Source organism: Streptomyces sp. NPDC019224, assembly GCF_040632605.1.
Classification (GTDB): Bacteria; Actinomycetota; Actinomycetes; order Streptomycetales; family Streptomycetaceae; genus Streptomyces.
This window is the reverse complement of sequence record NZ_JBEYCF010000084.1, coordinates 1-16,759: the sequence shown is the minus strand read 5'-3', so window position 1 is coordinate 16,759 and position 16,759 is coordinate 1. Positions and strand designations below refer to the sequence as shown.

Genomic DNA, 16,759 nt, shown 5'->3' with positions numbered 1-16,759 from the left:
GCCGATGCCCTTGAGGGTCTCGGTGCGGAAGGCCCGGTAACCGCCGGTGACGTCCCGGGTCGCCCCGGCACACTTCCTGGAGAAGGCAGTCATGAACGTCTCGAAGCGGAACGTCCTGTGGACGTTCCTGTGCTGTGGCCTCGGCGTGGCCATGGTGTCCCTCGACAACCTCGTCGTCATCACCGCCCTGCCCGCCATCCGCGAGAGCCTCGGCGGCGACATCGGGCAGCTGGAGTGGACGGTCAACGCCTACACGCTCACCTACGCCGTCCTGATGCTGCCCGGCGCGGCCCTGGGCGACCGGTTCGGCCGGCGGCGGATGTTCCTCGTGGGCCTGTTCATCTTCACCGCCGCGTCCGCCGCGGCGGCCCTCGCCCCCGGCATCGGCGCCCTGATCGCGGCCCGCGCCGTGCAGGGGCTGGGCGCCGCCGCCCTGATGCCGCTCAACCTGACCCTGCTCACGGCGGTCGCCCCGGCCGCCCGGCGCGGGGCGGTCCTCGGCGCGCTGAGCGCCGTCGAGGGTCTCGCCATCGCCATGGGGCCGCTCATCGGCGGGACGGTGGTCGAACACCTCGCCTGGCAGTGGATCTTCTGGATCAATGTGCCGATCGGGCTCCTGGTCCTCCCGCTCGCCCGGTGGCGGCTCACCGAGAGCCGGGGCCCGAACGCACGGCTGGACCTGGTCGGGACCGTGCTGGCGGGCACCGGCCTGTTCGGCATCGTCTACGGCCTGATCCAGGGGCCGGCCGACGACTGGTCCGGCGTACGGGTCCCGGCCGCGCTGGCCGGCGGCGCCCTGGTCCTCGCGGCCTTCGTCGCCTGGGAGCTGCGCACCGCCATGCCCATGTTCCCCATGCGCCTCTTCCGGCACCGCACCTTCAGCGGGATGAACGCGGCGGGCCTGCTGATGTTCGCCGGGATGTTCGGCTCGGTCTTCCTGCTCACGCAGTTCTTCCAGGGGCCGCGGGGCTACTCGCCGATGGAGGCGGGGCTGCGCATCCTGCCGTGGACGATCGTGCCCATCTTCGTCGCGCCGCTGGCCGGCCTCCTCTCCGACCGGATCGGCGGCCGCCCCATCGTGGCGCTCGGGCTGACCTTCCAGGCGTGCGGACTGGGCTGGATCGCGGCCCGCGTCTCCCCGGACGTGAGCTACCCCTCCCTCGTCCCGGCGCTGGTGCTGTGCGGGCTCGGCATGACCTTCTACTTCTCCCCGACCGCGAACCTGGTGATGGGGGCGGTGGCGGAGGAGGACCGGGGTATGGCGTCGGGCGCCGTCAACGCGCTGCGCGAACTGGGCGGCGTCCTCGGAGTCGCCGTCCTGGCCTCCGTGTTCACCGCGCACGGGGACCTCGCCACGCCGGGCGGCTTCACCGACGGCATGGTCCCCGCGCTGTGGACCGGCGCGTGCCTCATCGCCGTCGGCGCCCTCGCCGTCCTCGCCACGCCGAGGCGCCGCGACGCCGGGCGGCCCGTCCGCGCGGACGGCGGCGCGGCCGTTCCCCGTACCGGGGGCACGGCGGCCTGATACCGAGGCCTGCCACCCCCGAAGGAGAGAGGAGAGGGACGATCACCGCACTCGTTCGCGTTCTGCTGGTCGGTGACCGCGCGATCACGCGCGCCGGCATCAGGGCCGTGCTCGACCGGGACCCGGCCGTCGAGGTGGCCGGCGAAGCGACCGACGCCGCCGGCGCCGAGGCCCGGGCGGCCGGTCTGCGCCCCCAGGTGGTGCTCGTCGACGCGCAGTCACCGGGCCTCGACGCCGCCCGTCTGGCCGCCGCGCTGGCCGCCCGCACGGAGAACGGCGCGCCGGGGGTCCTGCTGATGGTGCAGGGGACCGACGAGGCCGTGCGGCGGGCGCTGCGGGCCGGGGCGAGAGGGGTGGTGCTCAGCCGCGCCACCCCCGCGCAGCTGCTGTCCGCCGTCCACCTGACCGCCGCCGGTTACGCCGTCCTGGAGGCCGGCGGGTTCCCCGCCACCGCCCGGGAGGGGGAGCCCCGCCCCGGGCCGCCCTGCCGGCACGGGACCGATGAGGAGAGGGCGCGTGCCGCACTTCTGACGCCGCGTGAGCGGGAGGTGCTGACACTGCTCGCCCGGGGGCTCAGCAACGCCGAGATGTCGGCCGAACTGGTCCTGGGCGAGAGCACCGTCAAGTCCCATGTGCAGCACCTGCTGGACAAGCTGGAACTGCGCAACCGGGTCCACGCCGTGATCTACGCCCATCGCACCGGGCTGGTACCCGCCGCCTGCGGTTGCGCCGACGCGCGGCGGACGGCGGTCTGACCCCCGGCGGCGGGCCCCTGCCGGGACCGGCCCGGCCGCGGGTCCGCTGTCATGCGGGGCCCTCCAGGAGGTAGCCGCGCCTGCTGGCCGTCCGCAGGCGCAGCCCCAGCGGCAGCACCCGCCGGCGGATGCGCATCACATGCAGGTCCAGTGCGTTCCGGCTTGCGGTGGAGCCGCGGGTGCTCAGCAGCGTGAGCAGCTCCTCGCGGGCCACCAGGCTTCCGAACCTCTGCACCAGGGGCCGTAACAGGTACATCTCGGTCGGCGAGACGGGCACGACGCGGCTCCCGTACCGCAGCAGTCCGTCGTGGTCCAGGACGGGCGCATCGTACGAGGAGGCCCTGGCGCGCAGGGCCGCGATGCGGGCGCTGAAGTCCTCGCGGGTGATCGGTGAGCGGACCCAGTCCTCCCGCGCGTCGGTGGTCGTCGGCGGTGTCCCGCCGTTCTCGATCACGAGGAGACGCAGGGCGCCCGTACGCCGGTGGTGCTCCAGCTTCGACGCTTCGAGGGGCCAGCGGACCACATGGACCGTCTCCTCGGCGCAGGACGTGCGCGCCGTTTCGGTGTGTGACATGAGGCTTCCTTCCGGATTTTGCAGGAGAAAGAAAGAGAGACCGGCCCGGATGCCGTGCCATTATGTGCGTAATTTATTTTTGAAGCGCATGGGCCCGGAGTGCGGCCGCAAACTGTCCTCTGCAGCATCTTTGTTCACTATGCAGCATGCTTCGGCGCCGTGGCAATAAGAAGCCACAGAAAGGCATTGTAAGACAAGCGAGAAAGTATTTGATCATGGTCTTGCGGGTGTCGGACTTTCCTTGTGAGGAAAGGGTTCGGCAGCTCCTCATCAAGGCGGTGACCGGCGCGTTCGGACCCCTCCTAATGGGTGAAGGGTCCGCTGGAAGGGGGAGCTGGAAATCAACAGAACACCCGATGTGGAAGCTCTTACCGGGCTCTTAGATTGGGTTCGGTACGAGGCGGTGGCAATCCGTACCGGCGGTTGGTCGGCCTACACCTTGCGGCCATTCTTTGAACCATTCGGTCCTACGGCTCATTCAGGCCACCGCCGGGAAATGGAAATGAGGAGACGGTATGCGTGTGGCGGGCGAATTGATTGCATACGAACAAGGGGAAGGGTCCGGCCGGGCGAACGCGGAGGCCCCCGCGGCCCCGCCGGGCGGCGTCGGCGAGCTGCTCCGTGCGGTGATCGCCCTCACCGTCGCGGGACTGAGAAACCGCGCGGCCCTTTCGGCCCGGCCCGGAAACGGAGACGGCCGTGCGGCGCACATCGGGTGAGCGCCGGCAGCCCCGGCCCGCGAGCGGTGTCCTGGTGACGGGTATGGGCGCCACGACCCCGCTCGCCGGCGATGTCGCCGGCACCTGGGAGGCGCTGCTCGCGGGCCGGTCGGGCATCTCCCCGATCGACGCCCCGTGGGCCGGCACGCTGCCCGTCCGTATCGCGGGCAGCATGCACCGTGACCCCTACGGCGAGATCGAACGGGTACGGCGGCGCCGGCTGGACCGCAGCCAGGCGGCCGCCCTGGTCGCGGCCGGGGAGGCGTGGGCCGACGCGGACCGGCCGGAGGTCGAGCCCGAACGGCTGGCGGTCGTGGTGGGCACCGGCATCGGAGGCGCGCTGACCATACTGGACCAGAACGACGTGCTGAACGTGCGCGGGCGGCGCGCGGTCTCCCCGTACACGGTGCCCCGGCTCATGCCCAACGGCGCCTCCGCGGTGGTGAGCCTGATGGTGGGGGCCCGGGCGGGCACCCATGCGCCGACCAGTGCGTGCGCCTCGGGAGCCGAGGCCCTCGCGGTGGGCGCCCTGCTCATCCGCGCCGGACGCGCCGACGTGGTGGTGGCCGGAGGGACGGACGCCTGCCTGCATCCCCTCTCGCTCGGCGCCTTCGCCCAGATGCGGGCCCTTTCGCTGCGCAACGACGCGCCGGAGCTCGCCTCCAGGCCGTTCGACCGGCGGCGGGACGGGTTCGTCATGTCCGAGGGTGCGGGCATGGTCGTGCTGGAACGCGCGGAGTACGCGAGGGCGCGCGGGGCGCGCGTGCACGCGGAGCTGGCCGGGGCCGGCATCACCTCCGACGCCCATGACATCACGCTGCCCGACGCGGGCGGACAAGTGCGCGCCATCGAGGAGGCGTTGCGCGACGCCGGACTGACCGGAGCCGATATCGGTCACGTCAACGCGCACGCCACGGGCACTCCCCAGGGCGATGTCGCGGAGGCCCGCGCCCTGGTGACCGCGGTGGGCGGTCATCCGGTGGTCACCGCCGCCAAGTCCTCGACAGGGCACCTCCTGGGCGCGTCGGGAGCCGTGGAGGCGATCCTCACGGTGCGGGCGCTCAAGGAGTCCGTGGTGCCGGCGGTGCGCAATCTGGAGGAGATCGGCGATGGCATCGAACTCGACCTGGTGACCGGACTGCCCCGCCGGGCCGCGGCGACGGCGGCCCTGTCGACCTCCTTCGGTTTCGGCGGCCACAACGTGGTACTGGCCTTCACCCGCGTCTGACGGCGGATGCCGGACGCCGGGCAGAGACGCCTCAGGGCTGTCCCGTCATCCCTGGTGGATCGGCGCGCGGCGTCGGATGCGGTGCGTCGCAGGGCGGAGGGGTGTCCGCGTACCGGATGTATCCGGGCGTTCCGACAACGGAGGGGGTCCCCCGTGCCCTTGGGGCTACGGGGGAGAGGTGCCGTAGCCGTCGTCGTGCGCCCGCCAGGGATGACGGGACAGCCCTTAGCGGGCCGCCGCCCGCTTCCGCACGGCGACCAGATGCCGCGCGACCTCGTCGGGGTGGGTCAGCTGGGGGTAGTGACCGGCCGATCCGATCTCGGTGACGGGCAGTTCGGCCGGCTCCTCCAGCGGATCGTCCGACCCGACGACCAGCTCCACCGGGAGCGTCGCACCGCGTACGGCACCGCGCAGGGCGGCGCGCTGCCCGTACGCCGAACGCAGCGCGGAGACCACTCGCAGCGCGGCCCCCGAACGCCGCAGATCGGCCACCGGCCCCAGGAGCCACGTGGGGTCCGGGAGTCCGAGGGAGCCGGCCAGCCGCTCGGCGGTCATCCGGCTCAGGGCCGGCACGGCGAGAGGGGACCGCGTCAGCCACGAGGAGGCCGGCTGGAGGAAGGCGGGGGAGACGAGCACCAGCGCACCGATCCGCCCGGGATGCCGCAGCGCGTAGCGCAGGGCGGGCCCGCAGGAATACGAGTGGGCGACCAGCACCGGCCGGCCCCGCACCGGGGCCAGCAGGGCGGTGAGCCAGTCGTCGTGCGTCTGCCGGGGCTCGGGCGTGGAGCGACCGAACCCCGGTAGGTCGGCGGCGAGGGCGGGGGCGTCCACCCGCCCGGCCACCGGCGCCCAGGAGTCGGCGTCGACCGGCATCCCGTGCAGGAAGACGTAACCGGGCCGCTCCCGCTCGCCCACCACCCAGGTCCGGTCCGTGCCGACCTGCTGGAAGCCGTACGGCACACCGGGCGCCGGGACCCGGCCGAACCGCGTGGCGACCAGGTCGTCGGCCCAGTCGCGCAGGGCCTCGCGCACCGGCGGCTTCTCCAGACCGAGCGACTGGGCGAGCTCCCGCGCCGACGCGGTGTCGTACCGGTCGCTGGAGAGGAAGGACAGGGTCTCCGGGTCCGCCCCGGTCAGGGCGCGGGGGAGCCGCTTGACCACACCGACCGGGACGGAGCGGCGCGGAGCCGGCACGCCCATGTGCTCGGCGAGCAGCGCGGCGAGGAGCGGCAGCTCCGGCGTGGCGTCGTCCAGCAGCCAGTAGGTGCCGCCCGCGCTCTCATCCCTTTCCGGAACGGAGGCCAGGAACTGTACGAGGTAGTCGAGCCCCACGACCGGCAGGAAGGTGTCCGGACCGCCGGGCAGCGCGGGGAGGCGGCCCCGCCACAACTCCCGTACCAGATCCGCCAGACCCACCCACTGGCCGGGCCCGATGACGGTGCTCGGGTTGGCGACGGTCAGCGGCACGCCGAGCGCCCGTGCGCGCGCCCGCACCGCCGCGTCCCCCTCGCGCTTGGACGCCTCGTAGGCGCCGTCGCGACGGTAGTCGGGCGAAGCGGCTTCCGCGGCGGCCATGCGGTAACCGCTGAGGTGGACCAGCCGGCGCAGCCGCGGGCGGGTCGCCGCCCACTCGGCGACATGCACGGCTCCGTCGACGTTGACCGCTCTGGCCTCCGCCGGGGTCATCCCGAAGGCGAAGCGCGCCGCCGTGTTGTAGACGTCCCGCACCCCGTCCAGGCCCTCCTCCGACAGACCGAGCCCCGGGCGGGTGACGTCGGACCGGACGACGGTGAGCCGGCCGGTGTCCACCCCCTGCTCCCCGAGCCACCGCAGCAGGCCCTCCCCGCTCCCGTGCACGGCGGCGGCGACCTCCTGGCCCCGGCGCAGGAGTTCGCCGGTCAGCGCGCGGCCGATGAAACCGCCGGCACCGACGACGAGCGAGTTCGCGGGCATGCCATCTCCTTGCGACCGGATACGGGACGACGTCCGGCGCGAGGGAAGGCGGCAGGCCCACCGGCCCGGACTCGATGCCCTCACCGTACCTGCGATGTCACTCAGTGTGAACGAGGGGTCGGTCGGCGTCACCCGAACGCGAACCGGTCACCACCCCGGCGCGGGGCCCGTCGTGCCCGCCCGGCGGGCCGCGGACCGCCCGGCCGGAGTCCACCCCCGGCCCTCGCGCACCACCCCAACGGATGACCTCAGCCCAGCGCGCGGCCCTGCCCGGGGCCGCGGTACGACCGTCCGGGAGGCACCACCATGCAGCAACCGCCCCACCGTCCCGCCGACCCGCCCGCCACCCAGGACCCCGGGACCGCGCACCGTCCCGGCCGCCGCTCCCGCCGGGTGACCGCCCTGCTGACCGTCCTCGCCGCCGCGCTCCTGGCCACGGCCGCGGGCACGCCGCGCGCCGGTATCCCGCGCAACGCCGCGCCGGCCTCCGGGCAGGGCGCCGCCTACCCGCTCTGGGAGCGCGCGTTCGTCGCCTCCGCCCGTCATCCCGACGCCCCGCCGCCCGGCGCCGACGACTGGGACTGCGTGCCCGGCGCCCGGCACCCCCGGCCGGTCGTCCTCGTGCACGGCACCTACGAGAACGCGTACAACAACTGGCGGGCCCTGGCGCCCCGGCTCCGGGCCGACGGCTACTGCGTCTTCGCCGTCAACGTGGGTGCCCCGGCGGGTGACGTGATCAAGGGGCGCGCCGCCGTCCCCGAGTCCGCCGGGCAGCTCGCCCGTTTCGTCGACCGGGTCCTCGACCGGACGGGTGCCCGCCGGGTGGACCTCGTCGGCCACTCCCAGGGCGGCGGAATCCTGCCGCGCTACTACTTGAAATTCGCCGGCGGAGCCGACGCCCGTGACCCCGCCCGCAACAAGGTGCACCGGCTGATCGGTGTCGCCCCGGCCAACCACGGCAGCACCGTCTCGGGGCTGGCCACCCTCGCGAAGCGGCTGCACATCCTCGCCCCGGCCGCCCGGTTCGGCGGCCAGGCACTGGCCGACCAGACGATCGGCTCGGCCGTGAACATCCGGCTCGACGCCGGGGGCGACACCCTGCCGGGCATCCGCTACACCACGGTGGTCACACGGCAGGACAGGATCGTCACCCCCTACGCACGCCAGTACCTCCACCCCGCCCACCCCGGGGACCAGGTCACCAACATCACCGTCCAGGACCTCTGCCCCCTGGACCGGACCGGCCACATGGGCAGCCCTTACGACCAGGTCGTCCTGCGGCTCGTACGCAACGCCCTCGACCCCGCGACGGCGCGCCGCCCCGACTGCGCGTCCGCGCCCTGAACCCGACGCGCCCCTCACCGCGGTCCCGATACGCAGGGGCCGAGGCTTCGCGGAAAGCGCCGGGCCCGGCCCGCCCCGAGGGGCGGACCGGGCCCGGCGGGAAGCCCGCTGACGGCCGGTCAGGCGGAGGCCGGCGGGTACAGGGCGCGCGGGAGGCGGGAGGCAGCCGCCGCGTCCAGCAGCCACAGCGTGCGGGCGCGTCCGTACGCACCGGCCGCCGGGGCCTGGATCTCCCCGGCCCCCGACAGGGCGATGGCCACCGCCTCCGCCTTGTCCTCGCCCGCGGCCAGCAGCCACACCTCGCGCGCCGCCCGGATGGCGGGCAGCGTCAGCGAGATACGGACCGGCGGCGGCTTGGGCGCACCGTGCACACCGACGACGGTGCGCTCGGTCTCCCGTACCGCCGGCAGCTCCGGGAAGAGCGAGGCGACATGGGTGTCGGGGCCGACGCCCAGCATCAGCACGTCGAACACCGGCACCGGGCCGTGGTCCTGCGGCACGGAGGCGGCGGCCAGCTCGGCCGCGTACCCGGCGGCCGCGGCGTCGGCGTCCGGGCCGTGGGGGCCGTCGGAGGCCGGCATGACGTGCACCCGCGACGGGTCCAGCGGCACGGCGTCCAGCAGGGCCTCGCGGGCCTGCGTGACATTGCGCTCCGGGTCGCCCTCCGGCAGGAACCGCTCGTCGCCCCACCACAGGTCGAGCCGCGACCAGTCGACCGCGTCCCGGGCGGGCGCGGCGGCGAGCGCGGCCAGCAGGCCGTTGCCGTTGCGCCCGCCGGTGAGCACCACCGAGGCGTCGCCGCGCGCGGCCTGGGCGTCCACGATCTTCGTGATCAGCCGGGCCGCCGCGGCCTGCGCCATCAGCTCCTTGTCGCGGTGCACGACGAGCTGAGGGACTCCGGTCACTTCGCCGCCGCCTTCTTCGCCGGAGCGGCCTTCTTCGCGGCGGGTGCCGCGTCAGGCGCAGCCTTCGCCGGGGCGCCCGAGCCCGCCTTGTGGAGGCGGTCCACGCCGAACTTCACCGTCGACTCGTAGATGTTGTCCGGGTCCAGGCGCCGCAACTCCTCCGCGAGCAGCTCCGCCGTCTCGCGGCGCTTGAGCGCCACCGCGCGGTCCGGCTGGCCCACCATGCAGAGCGTGGCGAGCGAGCCGTCGGCCCGGTCCAGGACGATGTCGCCGTTCTTCGTCGTCATCCGGACGGCGGTCAGGCCGGGGCCGCCGGACGTGGTGCGCTCCACCGGGACGCCGAGCCGGTCCGCGAGCCACATGGCCAGCAGCTCGCAGCTCGGGTTGTCCGACTCGCCCTCGACCGTGGCCGAGACGACCTCGGCCGGCTGCTGGTCGAGCGCCGCCGCCAGCATGGAACGCCACGGCGTGATGCGGGTCCAGGCCAGGTCCGTGTCACCGGGCCGGTAGGTCCGGGCGCGCGTCGCCAGCTCGTCGAGCGGGTGCTCGGCCGAGTAGGTGTCGGTGATCCGGCGCTGGGCCAGCGAGCCGAGCGCGTCCTTCGCCGGGTCGGCGGGGGAGTCCTGCGGCCACCACACGACCACCGGGGCGTCCGGCAGCAGAAGCGGCAGGACGACCGACTGGGCGTGGTTGGCCAGCTCGCCGTGCAGACGCAGCACGACGGTCTCGCCGGAGCCCGAGTCGGACCCGACCCGCACCTCGGCGTCGAGCCGCGCGTCGCGGCGGGCGCGCGGCGAGCGGCTGAGCCGCTTGATGACCGCGATGATCCGCGAGGGGTGCTCGCGCGAGGAGTCGCTCGCCGCCTTCAGCGCGTCGTAGGCGTTCTCCTCGTCGGTGACGATGACGAGGGTGAGCACCATCCCGATCGCCGGGGCGCCGACGGCGCGCCGGGCCGAGACGAGCGCCTGGTTGATCTTGCTGGACGTGGTTTCCGTGAGATCGATCTTCATGGCCGGCGCCAGCTCCGTCCGTCGCGTGCGAGCATCTCGTCCGCCTCGGCCGGACCCCAGGTGCCGGCCGGGTACTGGGCGGGCTTGCCGTGCTTGTCCCAGTACTCCTCGATCGGGTCGAGGATGTTCCAGGAGAGCTCGACCTCCTGGTGGCGCGGGAAGAGGTTGGCATCACCGAGCAGGACATCGAGGATGAGCCGCTCGTACGCCTCCGGGCTGGACTCCGTGAAGGACTCGCCGTACGCGAAGTCCATCGTGACGTCCCGCACCTCCATCGAGGTGCCGGGGACCTTGGAGCCGAACCGCACCGTGACGCCCTCGTCCGGCTGCACCCGGATGACCAGGGCGTTGCCGCCCAGCTCCTCCGTCGCCCCGGACTCGAAGGGCAGGTACGGGGCGCGCTTGAAGACGACCGCGATCTCGGTGACCCGGCGGCCGAGCCGCTTGCCGGTGCGCAGGTAGAACGGCACACCCGCCCAGCGGCGGTTGTTGATCGTCAGCTTGATCGCGGCGAAGGTGTCGGTCTTCGACTTGGGGTCGATACCGTCCTCCTCCAGATAGCCGAGGGCCTCCTCGCCGCCCTGCCAGGCGTGCGTGTACTGGCCGCGCACGGTGTGCCTGCCCAGGTCCTCGGGCAGCTCCACCGCCGTGAGCACCTTGAGTTTCTCGGCGACCAGGGCCTTGGGGTGGAAGGAGCCGGGCTCCTCCATGGCGGTGAGCGCGAGCAGCTGGAGCAGGTGGTTCTGGATGACGTCACGGGCGGCGCCGATGCCGTCGTAGTAACCGGCCCGCCCGCCGATGCCGATGTCCTCGGCCATCGTGATCTGCACGTGGTCCACGTACGACCGGTTCCAGACCGGCTCGAACATCGTGTTGGCGAACCGCAGCGCCAGGATGTTCTGGACCGTCTCCTTGCCGAGGTAGTGGTCGATCCGGAAGACCTCGTTCGGCGGGAAGACGTCGTGCACGATCTGGTTGAGCTCCTGCGCGCTCTTCAGGTCGTGGCCGAACGGCTTCTCGATGACGGCGCGGCGCCAGCTGCCTTCCTTCTGGTCGGCCAGCCCGTGCTTCTTGAGCTGCTGGACGACCTTGGGGAAGAACTTCGGCGGGACGGACAGGTAGAAGGCGAAGTTGCCGCCCGTACCCTGCGCCTTGTCCAGCTCCTCGATCGTGGCCCTCAGGGTCTCGAAGGCCACGTCGTCGTCGAAGTTGCCCTGCACGAAGCGCATGCCCTGGCTGAGCTGCTGCCAGACCTCTTCGCGGAAGGGGGTACGGGAATGCTCCTTGACGGCGTCGTGGACGACCTGGGCGAAGTCCTCGTCCTCCCAGTCGCGGCGCGCGAAACCGATGAGCGAGAAGCCCGGCGGCAGCAGGCCGCGGTTGGCCAGGTCGTAGACGGCGGGCATCAGCTTTTTACGGGACAAATCGCCCGTGACGCCAAAGATGACCAGGCCCGACGGCCCCGCGATGCGCGGGAGCCGTCGGTCCTGGGCGTCACGGAGCGGGTTGGCTCCGGGAACACCAGACAAAGTGGTCAGCCCTCCGAGGGGGCGAGGCGCTTGAGCTCCGCCTCGGTCGAGTTCAGCAGGTCATTCCAGGACGCCTCGAACTTCTCGACGCCCTCGTCCTCCAGAAGCTGGACGACGTCGTCGTAGTCGACGCCGAGCTTCTTGATCGCGTCGAGGTCGGCGCGGGCCTGGTCGTACGCACCGGTGATGGTGTCGCCGGTGATCTCGCCGTGGTCCGCCACCGCGTCCAGAGTCGCCTCCGGCATGGTGTTGACCGTGTTCGGCGCGACCAGGTCGACGACGTACAGGGTGTCCTTGAGGGACGGGTCCTTCACGCCGGTCGAGGCCCACAGCGGACGCTGCTTGTTGGCGTGCGCCTTGTCGAGGGCGGCCCAGCGCTCACCGGCGAAGACCTCCTCGTACGCCTCGTAGGCCAGGCGCGCGTTGGCCAGGGCGGACTTGCCCTTCGCGGCCTTCGCCTCCTCGCCGCCGATGGCGTCCAGGCGCTTGTCGATCTCGGTGTCCACGCGGGACACGAAGAAGGACGCCACCGAGTGGATCTTGGAGAGGTCCAGGCCCGCGGCCTTCGCCTTCTCCAGGCCCGCCAGGTAGGCGTCCATGACCGCGCGGTAGCGCTCCAGCGAGAAGATCAGCGTGACGTTGACGCTGATGCCCCGGCCGATCGTCTCGGTGATCGCCGGCAGGCCGGCCTTGGTCGCCGGGATCTTGATGAGCGTGTTCGGGCGGTCCACCAGCCAGGCCAGCTGCTTGGCCTCGGCAACCGTGGCCGTCGTGTTGTGCGCCAGGCGCGGGTCGACCTCGATGGAGACCCGGCCGTCCTGGCCGTCCGTGGCGTCGAAGACCGGGCGCAGGATGTCGGCCGCGTCCCGGACGTCCGCGGTGGTGATCATGCGGATCGCTTCCTCGACGGTCACCCGGCGGGCGGCGAGGTCGGCGAGCTGCTGGTCGTAGCCGTCGCCCTGCGAGATGGCCTTCTGGAAGATCGACGGGTTGGTCGTGACACCCACGACGTGGCTCTGGTCGATCAGCTCCGCGAGGTTGCCCGACGTGATCCGCTTGCGCGAGAGGTCGTCGAGCCAGATCGCCACGCCCTCGTCGGAGAGGCGCTTGAGTGCGTCTGTCATGAGAATTGCATCTCCTACTAGTCGTATAACGGCGTCAGCGCGCGGCGGCGGCGAGGGATTCCCGGGCGGCCTCGGCGACGTGCTCGCCGGTGAAGCCGTACTCACGGAAGAGGACCTTGGCGTCCGCCGAGGCGCCGAAGTGCTCCAGCGAGACGATCCGGCCGGCGTCGCCGACGTACCGGTACCAGGTCAGGCCGATGCCCGCCTCGACGGCCACGCGCGCCTTGACCGACGGCGGCAGGACGGAGTCCTTGTAACCCTGTTCCTGCTCCTCGAACCACTCGACACACGGCATCGACACCACACGGGTCGGAATTCCGGCCGCCTGGAGCTCCTCGCGCGCCTCCACGGCGAGCTGGACCTCGGAGCCCGTACCGATCAGCACGACCTGCGGCTCGCCGCCCTCGGCCTCGAACAGCACGTAGCCGCCCTTGGCCGCGTCCTCGTTCGCCTCGTACGTGGGCACGCCCTGGCGGGTCAGCGCCAGACCGTGCGGGGCGCCCTCGCCGAACACCTTGGTGTGGCGGCGCAGGATCTCGCGCCACGCGATGGCGGTCTCGTTGGCGTCGGCCGGGCGCACGACGTTGAGGCCCGGGATGGCGCGCAGCGAGGCCAGGTGCTCCACCGGCTGGTGGGTCGGGCCGTCCTCGCCGAGGCCGATCGAGTCGTGCGTCCACACGTAGGTCACCGGCAGGTGCATCAGCGCGGACAGCCGCACGGCGTTGCGCATGTAGTCGGAGAACACCAGGAAGGTGCCGCCGTAGATGCGGGTGTTGCCGTGCAGCGCGATGCCGTTCATGGCGGCGGCCATGGCGTGCTCGCGGATGCCGAAGTGGATCGTGCGCCCGTACGGGTCGGCCTCCGGCAGCGGGTTGCCCGCCGGGAGGAACGAGGACGTCTTGTCGATCGTGGTGTTGTTCGAGCCGGCCAGGTCGGCGGAGCCGCCCCACAGCTCGGGGATGATCCCGCCGAGCGCCTGGAGCACCTTGCCGGAGGCGGCGCGGGTGGCGACGGCCTTGCCGGTCTCGAAGACCGGCAGGCTGTCCTCCCAGCCCTTGGGCAGCTCGCCCGCGGCGATCCGGTCGAAGTCGGCGGCGCGCTCGGGGTCGGCCGCGCGCCAGGCGTCGAAGCCCTTCTGCCACTCGGCCTTCGCCTCGCGGCCCCGGTCCAGGGCGCGGCGGGTGTGCGCGATGACCTCGTCGGAGACCTCGAAGCTCTTCTCCGGGTCGAAGCCGAGGACCTTCTTGGTCGCGGCGACCTCGTCGTCGCCGAGCGCGGAGCCGTGCGAGGCCTCGGTGTTCTGGGCGTGCGGGGCGGGCCAGGCGATGATCGAGCGGGCCGCGATGAACGACGGGCGCCCGGTCTCGGCCTTGGCGGCCAGCAGCGCGCGGTAGAGGCCCTCGGGGTCCAGGTCGCCGTTGGGCAGCTGGTCGACGCGCTGCACGTGCCAGCCGTACGCCTCGTACCGCTTGATGGTGTCCTCGGAGACCGCGGTCTCCGTGTCGCCCTCGATGGAGATGTGGTTGTCGTCCCACAGCAGGACCAGGTTGCCCAGCTTCTGGTGCCCGGCCAGCGAGGACGCCTCGGCCGAGATGCCCTCCTGGAGGCAGCCGTCACCGGCGACGACCCACACCATGTGGTCGAACGGGGAGGTGCCGGGGGCCGCCTCCGGGTCGAACAGACCGCGCTCGTAGCGGGCGGCCATGGCCATGCCCACGGCGTTGGCGACGCCCTGGCCCAGCGGGCCGGTCGTCGTCTCCACCCCGGTGGTGTGGCCGTACTCCGGGTGCCCGGGGGTCTTGGAGCCCCAGGTGCGGAACGACTTCAGGTCATCGAGCTCCAGGCCGTAGCCGGCCAGGTAGAGCTGGATGTACAGGGTCAGGCTGCTGTGCCCCGCCGAGAGTACGAACCGGTCGCGGCCGGTCCAGTCCGCGTCCGCGGGGTCGTGCCGCATGACCTTCTGGAAGATGGTGTACGCGGCCGGAGCCAGGCTCATCGCCGTACCCGGGTGGCCGTTTCCGACCTTCTGTACGGCATCCGCGGCGAGGACGCGGACGGTGTCCACGGCCCGCTGGTCCAATTCGGTCCACTGGAGGTCTGTGGTGGTCGGCTTGGTGCTCACCCTGAGTCAGGGCTCCTCTCCAACTGTGAGTAGACCGGTGACTGTGACCGCACCGGATGCTGTCGAGCCTACCCCCGTCCGCACCCGTGATTTCCGGCTTCCACCAGGGTGCGGGCGGCCCGCGGAATCCGCCTCCCGTATGAGCGGAAGGGCTCACCGATGGGCCTCTCCGATGAGCGCGCGGAGTCACTCCTGGGCGCTCCGACGAGCGGGTCGGAGCGCGGTTGCGGGCGCCCGGGAAGCGGCCCGTGCGAACCCTGCGACATCAGTGCGTCACTCGTGCGTACGAGGTAGCGCGCGGCCGGGCCGCGAGGACCGTCCGCGCCACATCAACACGACCCCACCCCCGCGAAGGGCGGCCTGTCCCCAACGTCTACAGTGGTCGGGTTCGCGCAAGTCTTCACTGGGCCCTCATGCCCGGAGCTTGCTGGGATTTCTCTGTCAGGGGTGTGCGTGACGGCCGTCGAGTCCCGACCCGCAGGGGTCGCCTTGACTCCGAGCCCAGGGGGCCAACGCCCATTCGGGGCCCGTGTCAAGGCATTCGTGGCACTGACCAAGCCTCGGATCATCGAGCTGTTGCTGATCACCACTGTTCCGGTGATGTTCCTGGCCGCTCAGGGTGTACCCGACCTGTGGCTCGTGCTCACTACCACCATCGGCGGCTATCTGTCCGCCGGCGGTGCCAATGCACTGAACATGTACATCGACCGCGACATCGACGCGCTGATGGACCGTACGTCGCAGCGCCCGCTGGTCACCGGCATGGTGAGCCCGCGCGAGTGCCTGGCCTTCGGCATCACCCTCGCGGTGGTCTCGACGGTCTGGTTCGGGCTGCTGGTCAACTGGCTGTCGGCGGCCCTGTCGCTCGGCGCCCTGCTCTTCTACGTCGTGGTCTACACGATGCTGCTGAAGCGCCGCACCGCGCAGAACATCGTCTGGGGCGGCATCGCGGGCTGCATGCCGGTCCTCATCGGCTGGTCGGCCGTGACGAACGAGATGTCCTGGGCCGCGGTGATCCTCTTCGCCGTCATCTTCTTCTGGACGCCGCCGCACTACTGGCCGCTCTCCATGAAGGTGAAGGACGACTACGCGCGCGTCGGCGTCCCGATGCTCCCGGTCATCGCGTCCAACCGGGTGGTCGCCCGCCAGATCGTCGCCTACAGCTGGGTGATGGTCGCCGTCTCGCTGCTGCTCACCCCGCTGGGCTACACCGGCTGGTTCTACACGGCCGTGGCGCTGCTCACCGGTGGCTTCTGGCTCTGGGAGGCGCACGCGCTGCTCAGCAGGGCCAAGGCCGGGGTCACGGGCGCGAAGCTCAAGGAGATGCGGCTGTTCCACTGGTCGATCACCTATGTGTCGCTGCTGTTCGTCGCCGTGGCGGTGGACCCCTTCCTGCGGTAGAACCCCCAGCTCCGGCCGACGGGCGGGGAGCGTGGCAGAAGCCACGCTCCCCGCCCGTCGCCAGTTGGTCTACCCGTCGGTAGCATCCTGTCCATGGCAGAGACGGCAGAGGCTGGGACCCAGCAGGTGGACGGCAGGCGGGCGGCGCGCGCGGAGCGTGCGGCGGCCCGGCTGGCCAAGCGGATCGGAGCCTTCGCGAAGGCCCATGGCGGCGCCGAGGGGCAGGTCGCCTACCTCGGGCAGATGGGCGCCCGCATCGTCCTGGTGGGCGAGGACGGCGGCTGGGGCGATCTGGTCGCCCCCTCGTACGCGGTCGCCGAGAGCGCCGTGCGGAAGGCCGGGATCACGCTGCACGAATCCTTCGACGGAGAGTTCGCGGCGAAGGTGCGCACGGGCCCGTACGAGTGGTCCCGGATGGCCGGCATCCAGATCGGCGGCCCGTCAGACAAGGCCTGAGGCCCCTACGGCACACGAACGGATCGGGGCTCTCGTTCCGCGGTTGCGCAACCGCGGTGGACAGCGCCATGTCAGGTTAGGCGTAAATATGACCTATATGTCGCATTCTGCGGC

At 72.2% G+C, this 16,759-nt stretch carries 13 protein-coding genes and 1 pseudogene; 6 read left to right on the top strand and 8 right to left on the bottom strand.

The window, feature by feature from the left end; genetic code table 11:
* A pseudogene (locus tag ABZ564_RS31780) lies at window positions 1-84 on the bottom strand (dolichol-phosphate mannosyltransferase); the annotation flags it as partial.
* Window positions 85-91: 7 nt separating this feature from the next.
* On the opposite strand from ABZ564_RS31780, the gene ABZ564_RS31775 reads away from it, so the two are divergent.
* A complete protein-coding gene (locus tag ABZ564_RS31775; RefSeq protein WP_360862839.1) occupies window positions 92-1,525 on the top strand; it encodes an MFS transporter in 1,434 nt (477 codons plus the stop codon).
* On the top strand, window positions 1,522-2,280 hold the full coding sequence (locus ABZ564_RS31770) for a response regulator transcription factor (protein ID WP_360862841.1): 759 nt from the start codon (window positions 1,522-1,524) through the stop codon (window positions 2,278-2,280). The genes ABZ564_RS31775 and ABZ564_RS31770 overlap by 4 nt, the downstream gene beginning before the upstream one ends.
* Before the next feature lie 49 nt (window positions 2,281-2,329).
* Here ABZ564_RS31770 and ABZ564_RS31765 read toward each other — a convergent pair whose 3' ends face one another.
* On the bottom strand, window positions 2,330-2,854 hold the full coding sequence (locus ABZ564_RS31765) for a helix-turn-helix domain-containing protein (RefSeq protein ID WP_360862837.1): 525 nt from the start codon (window positions 2,852-2,854) through the stop codon (window positions 2,330-2,332).
* Between the two features lie 699 nt (window positions 2,855-3,553).
* Between ABZ564_RS31765 and ABZ564_RS31760 the strand changes: the two genes are divergently transcribed.
* Window positions 3,554-4,801, top strand: a complete 1,248-nt coding sequence (locus tag ABZ564_RS31760; protein ID WP_360862835.1) for a beta-ketoacyl-[acyl-carrier-protein] synthase family protein — start codon at window positions 3,554-3,556, stop codon at window positions 4,799-4,801.
* Window positions 4,802-5,026: 225 nt separating this feature from the next.
* On the opposite strand, the gene ABZ564_RS31755 is transcribed toward ABZ564_RS31760, so the two are convergent.
* Window positions 5,027-6,754, bottom strand: coding sequence for an alpha/beta fold hydrolase (locus ABZ564_RS31755; RefSeq protein WP_360862833.1), 1,728 nt, complete (start codon window positions 6,752-6,754; stop codon window positions 5,027-5,029).
* A gap of 306 nt (window positions 6,755-7,060) precedes the next feature.
* Here ABZ564_RS31755 and ABZ564_RS31750 point away from each other — a divergent pair, with 306 nt between their 5' ends.
* Window positions 7,061-8,098, top strand: coding sequence for an alpha/beta fold hydrolase (locus ABZ564_RS31750; protein ID WP_360862831.1), 1,038 nt, complete (start codon window positions 7,061-7,063; stop codon window positions 8,096-8,098).
* A 119-nt stretch (window positions 8,099-8,217) separates the two neighbouring features.
* Here ABZ564_RS31750 and pgl read toward each other — a convergent pair whose 3' ends face one another.
* The 5 genes from pgl to tkt are packed head-to-tail and all read right to left on the bottom strand — an operon-like array spanning window position 8,218 to window position 14,788.
* Entirely contained in the window at window positions 8,218-9,003 is a 786-nt protein-coding gene (gene pgl / locus ABZ564_RS31745; protein ID WP_360862829.1) for a 6-phosphogluconolactonase, read from the bottom strand.
* Complete coding sequence (gene opcA / locus ABZ564_RS31740; RefSeq protein ID WP_360862827.1) at window positions 9,000-10,013, bottom strand: glucose-6-phosphate dehydrogenase assembly protein OpcA; 1,014 nt, start codon at window positions 10,011-10,013, stop codon at window positions 9,000-9,002. The genes pgl and opcA overlap by 4 nt, the downstream gene beginning before the upstream one ends.
* Complete coding sequence (zwf, locus tag ABZ564_RS31735; RefSeq protein WP_360862825.1) at window positions 10,010-11,542, bottom strand: glucose-6-phosphate dehydrogenase; 1,533 nt, start codon at window positions 11,540-11,542, stop codon at window positions 10,010-10,012. Before zwf ends, opcA begins: the two co-directional genes overlap by 4 nt.
* Before the next feature lie 5 nt (window positions 11,543-11,547).
* The gene (tal, locus tag ABZ564_RS31730; RefSeq protein WP_360862823.1) at window positions 11,548-12,666 is read right to left on the bottom strand and encodes a transaldolase; all 1,119 of its coding nucleotides are present in this window, start codon (window positions 12,664-12,666) and stop codon (window positions 11,548-11,550) included.
* A 34-nt stretch (window positions 12,667-12,700) separates the two neighbouring features.
* A complete protein-coding gene (gene tkt, locus ABZ564_RS31725) occupies window positions 12,701-14,788 on the bottom strand; it encodes a transketolase (RefSeq protein ID WP_360862821.1) in 2,088 nt (695 codons plus the stop codon).
* Window positions 14,789-15,241: 453 nt separating this feature from the next.
* Between tkt and ABZ564_RS31720 the strand changes: the two genes are divergently transcribed.
* Both ABZ564_RS31720 and ABZ564_RS31715 read left to right on the top strand, forming a co-directional pair.
* On the top strand, window positions 15,242-16,189 hold the full coding sequence (locus tag ABZ564_RS31720; protein ID WP_026242751.1) for a heme o synthase: 948 nt from the start codon (window positions 15,242-15,244) through the stop codon (window positions 16,187-16,189).
* Between the two features lie 93 nt (window positions 16,190-16,282).
* Window positions 16,283-16,645: a hypothetical protein gene (locus tag ABZ564_RS31715; protein WP_360862820.1), complete on the top strand. Its 363-nt coding sequence runs from the start codon at window positions 16,283-16,285 to the stop codon at window positions 16,643-16,645.
* Window positions 16,646-16,759: the final 114 nt, after the last annotated feature.

Coding starts and splice junctions, on each gene's coding strand:
- ABZ564_RS31775 (WP_360862839.1), top strand. CDS start 92: ATGAACGTCTCGAAGCGGAACGTCCTGTGGACGTTCCTGTGCTGTGGC.
- ABZ564_RS31765 (WP_360862837.1), bottom strand. CDS start 2,854: ATGTCACACACCGAAACGGCGCGCACGTCCTGCGCCGAGGAGACGGTC.
- ABZ564_RS31755 (WP_360862833.1), bottom strand. CDS start 6,754: ATGCCCGCGAACTCGCTCGTCGTCGGTGCCGGCGGTTTCATCGGCCGC.
- ABZ564_RS31750 (WP_360862831.1), top strand. CDS start 7,061: ATGCAGCAACCGCCCCACCGTCCCGCCGACCCGCCCGCCACCCAGGAC.
- opcA (WP_360862827.1), bottom strand. CDS start 10,013: ATGAAGATCGATCTCACGGAAACCACGTCCAGCAAGATCAACCAGGCG.
- tal (WP_360862823.1), bottom strand. CDS start 12,666: ATGACAGACGCACTCAAGCGCCTCTCCGACGAGGGCGTGGCGATCTGG.
- ABZ564_RS31715 (WP_360862820.1), top strand. CDS start 16,283: ATGGCAGAGACGGCAGAGGCTGGGACCCAGCAGGTGGACGGCAGGCGG.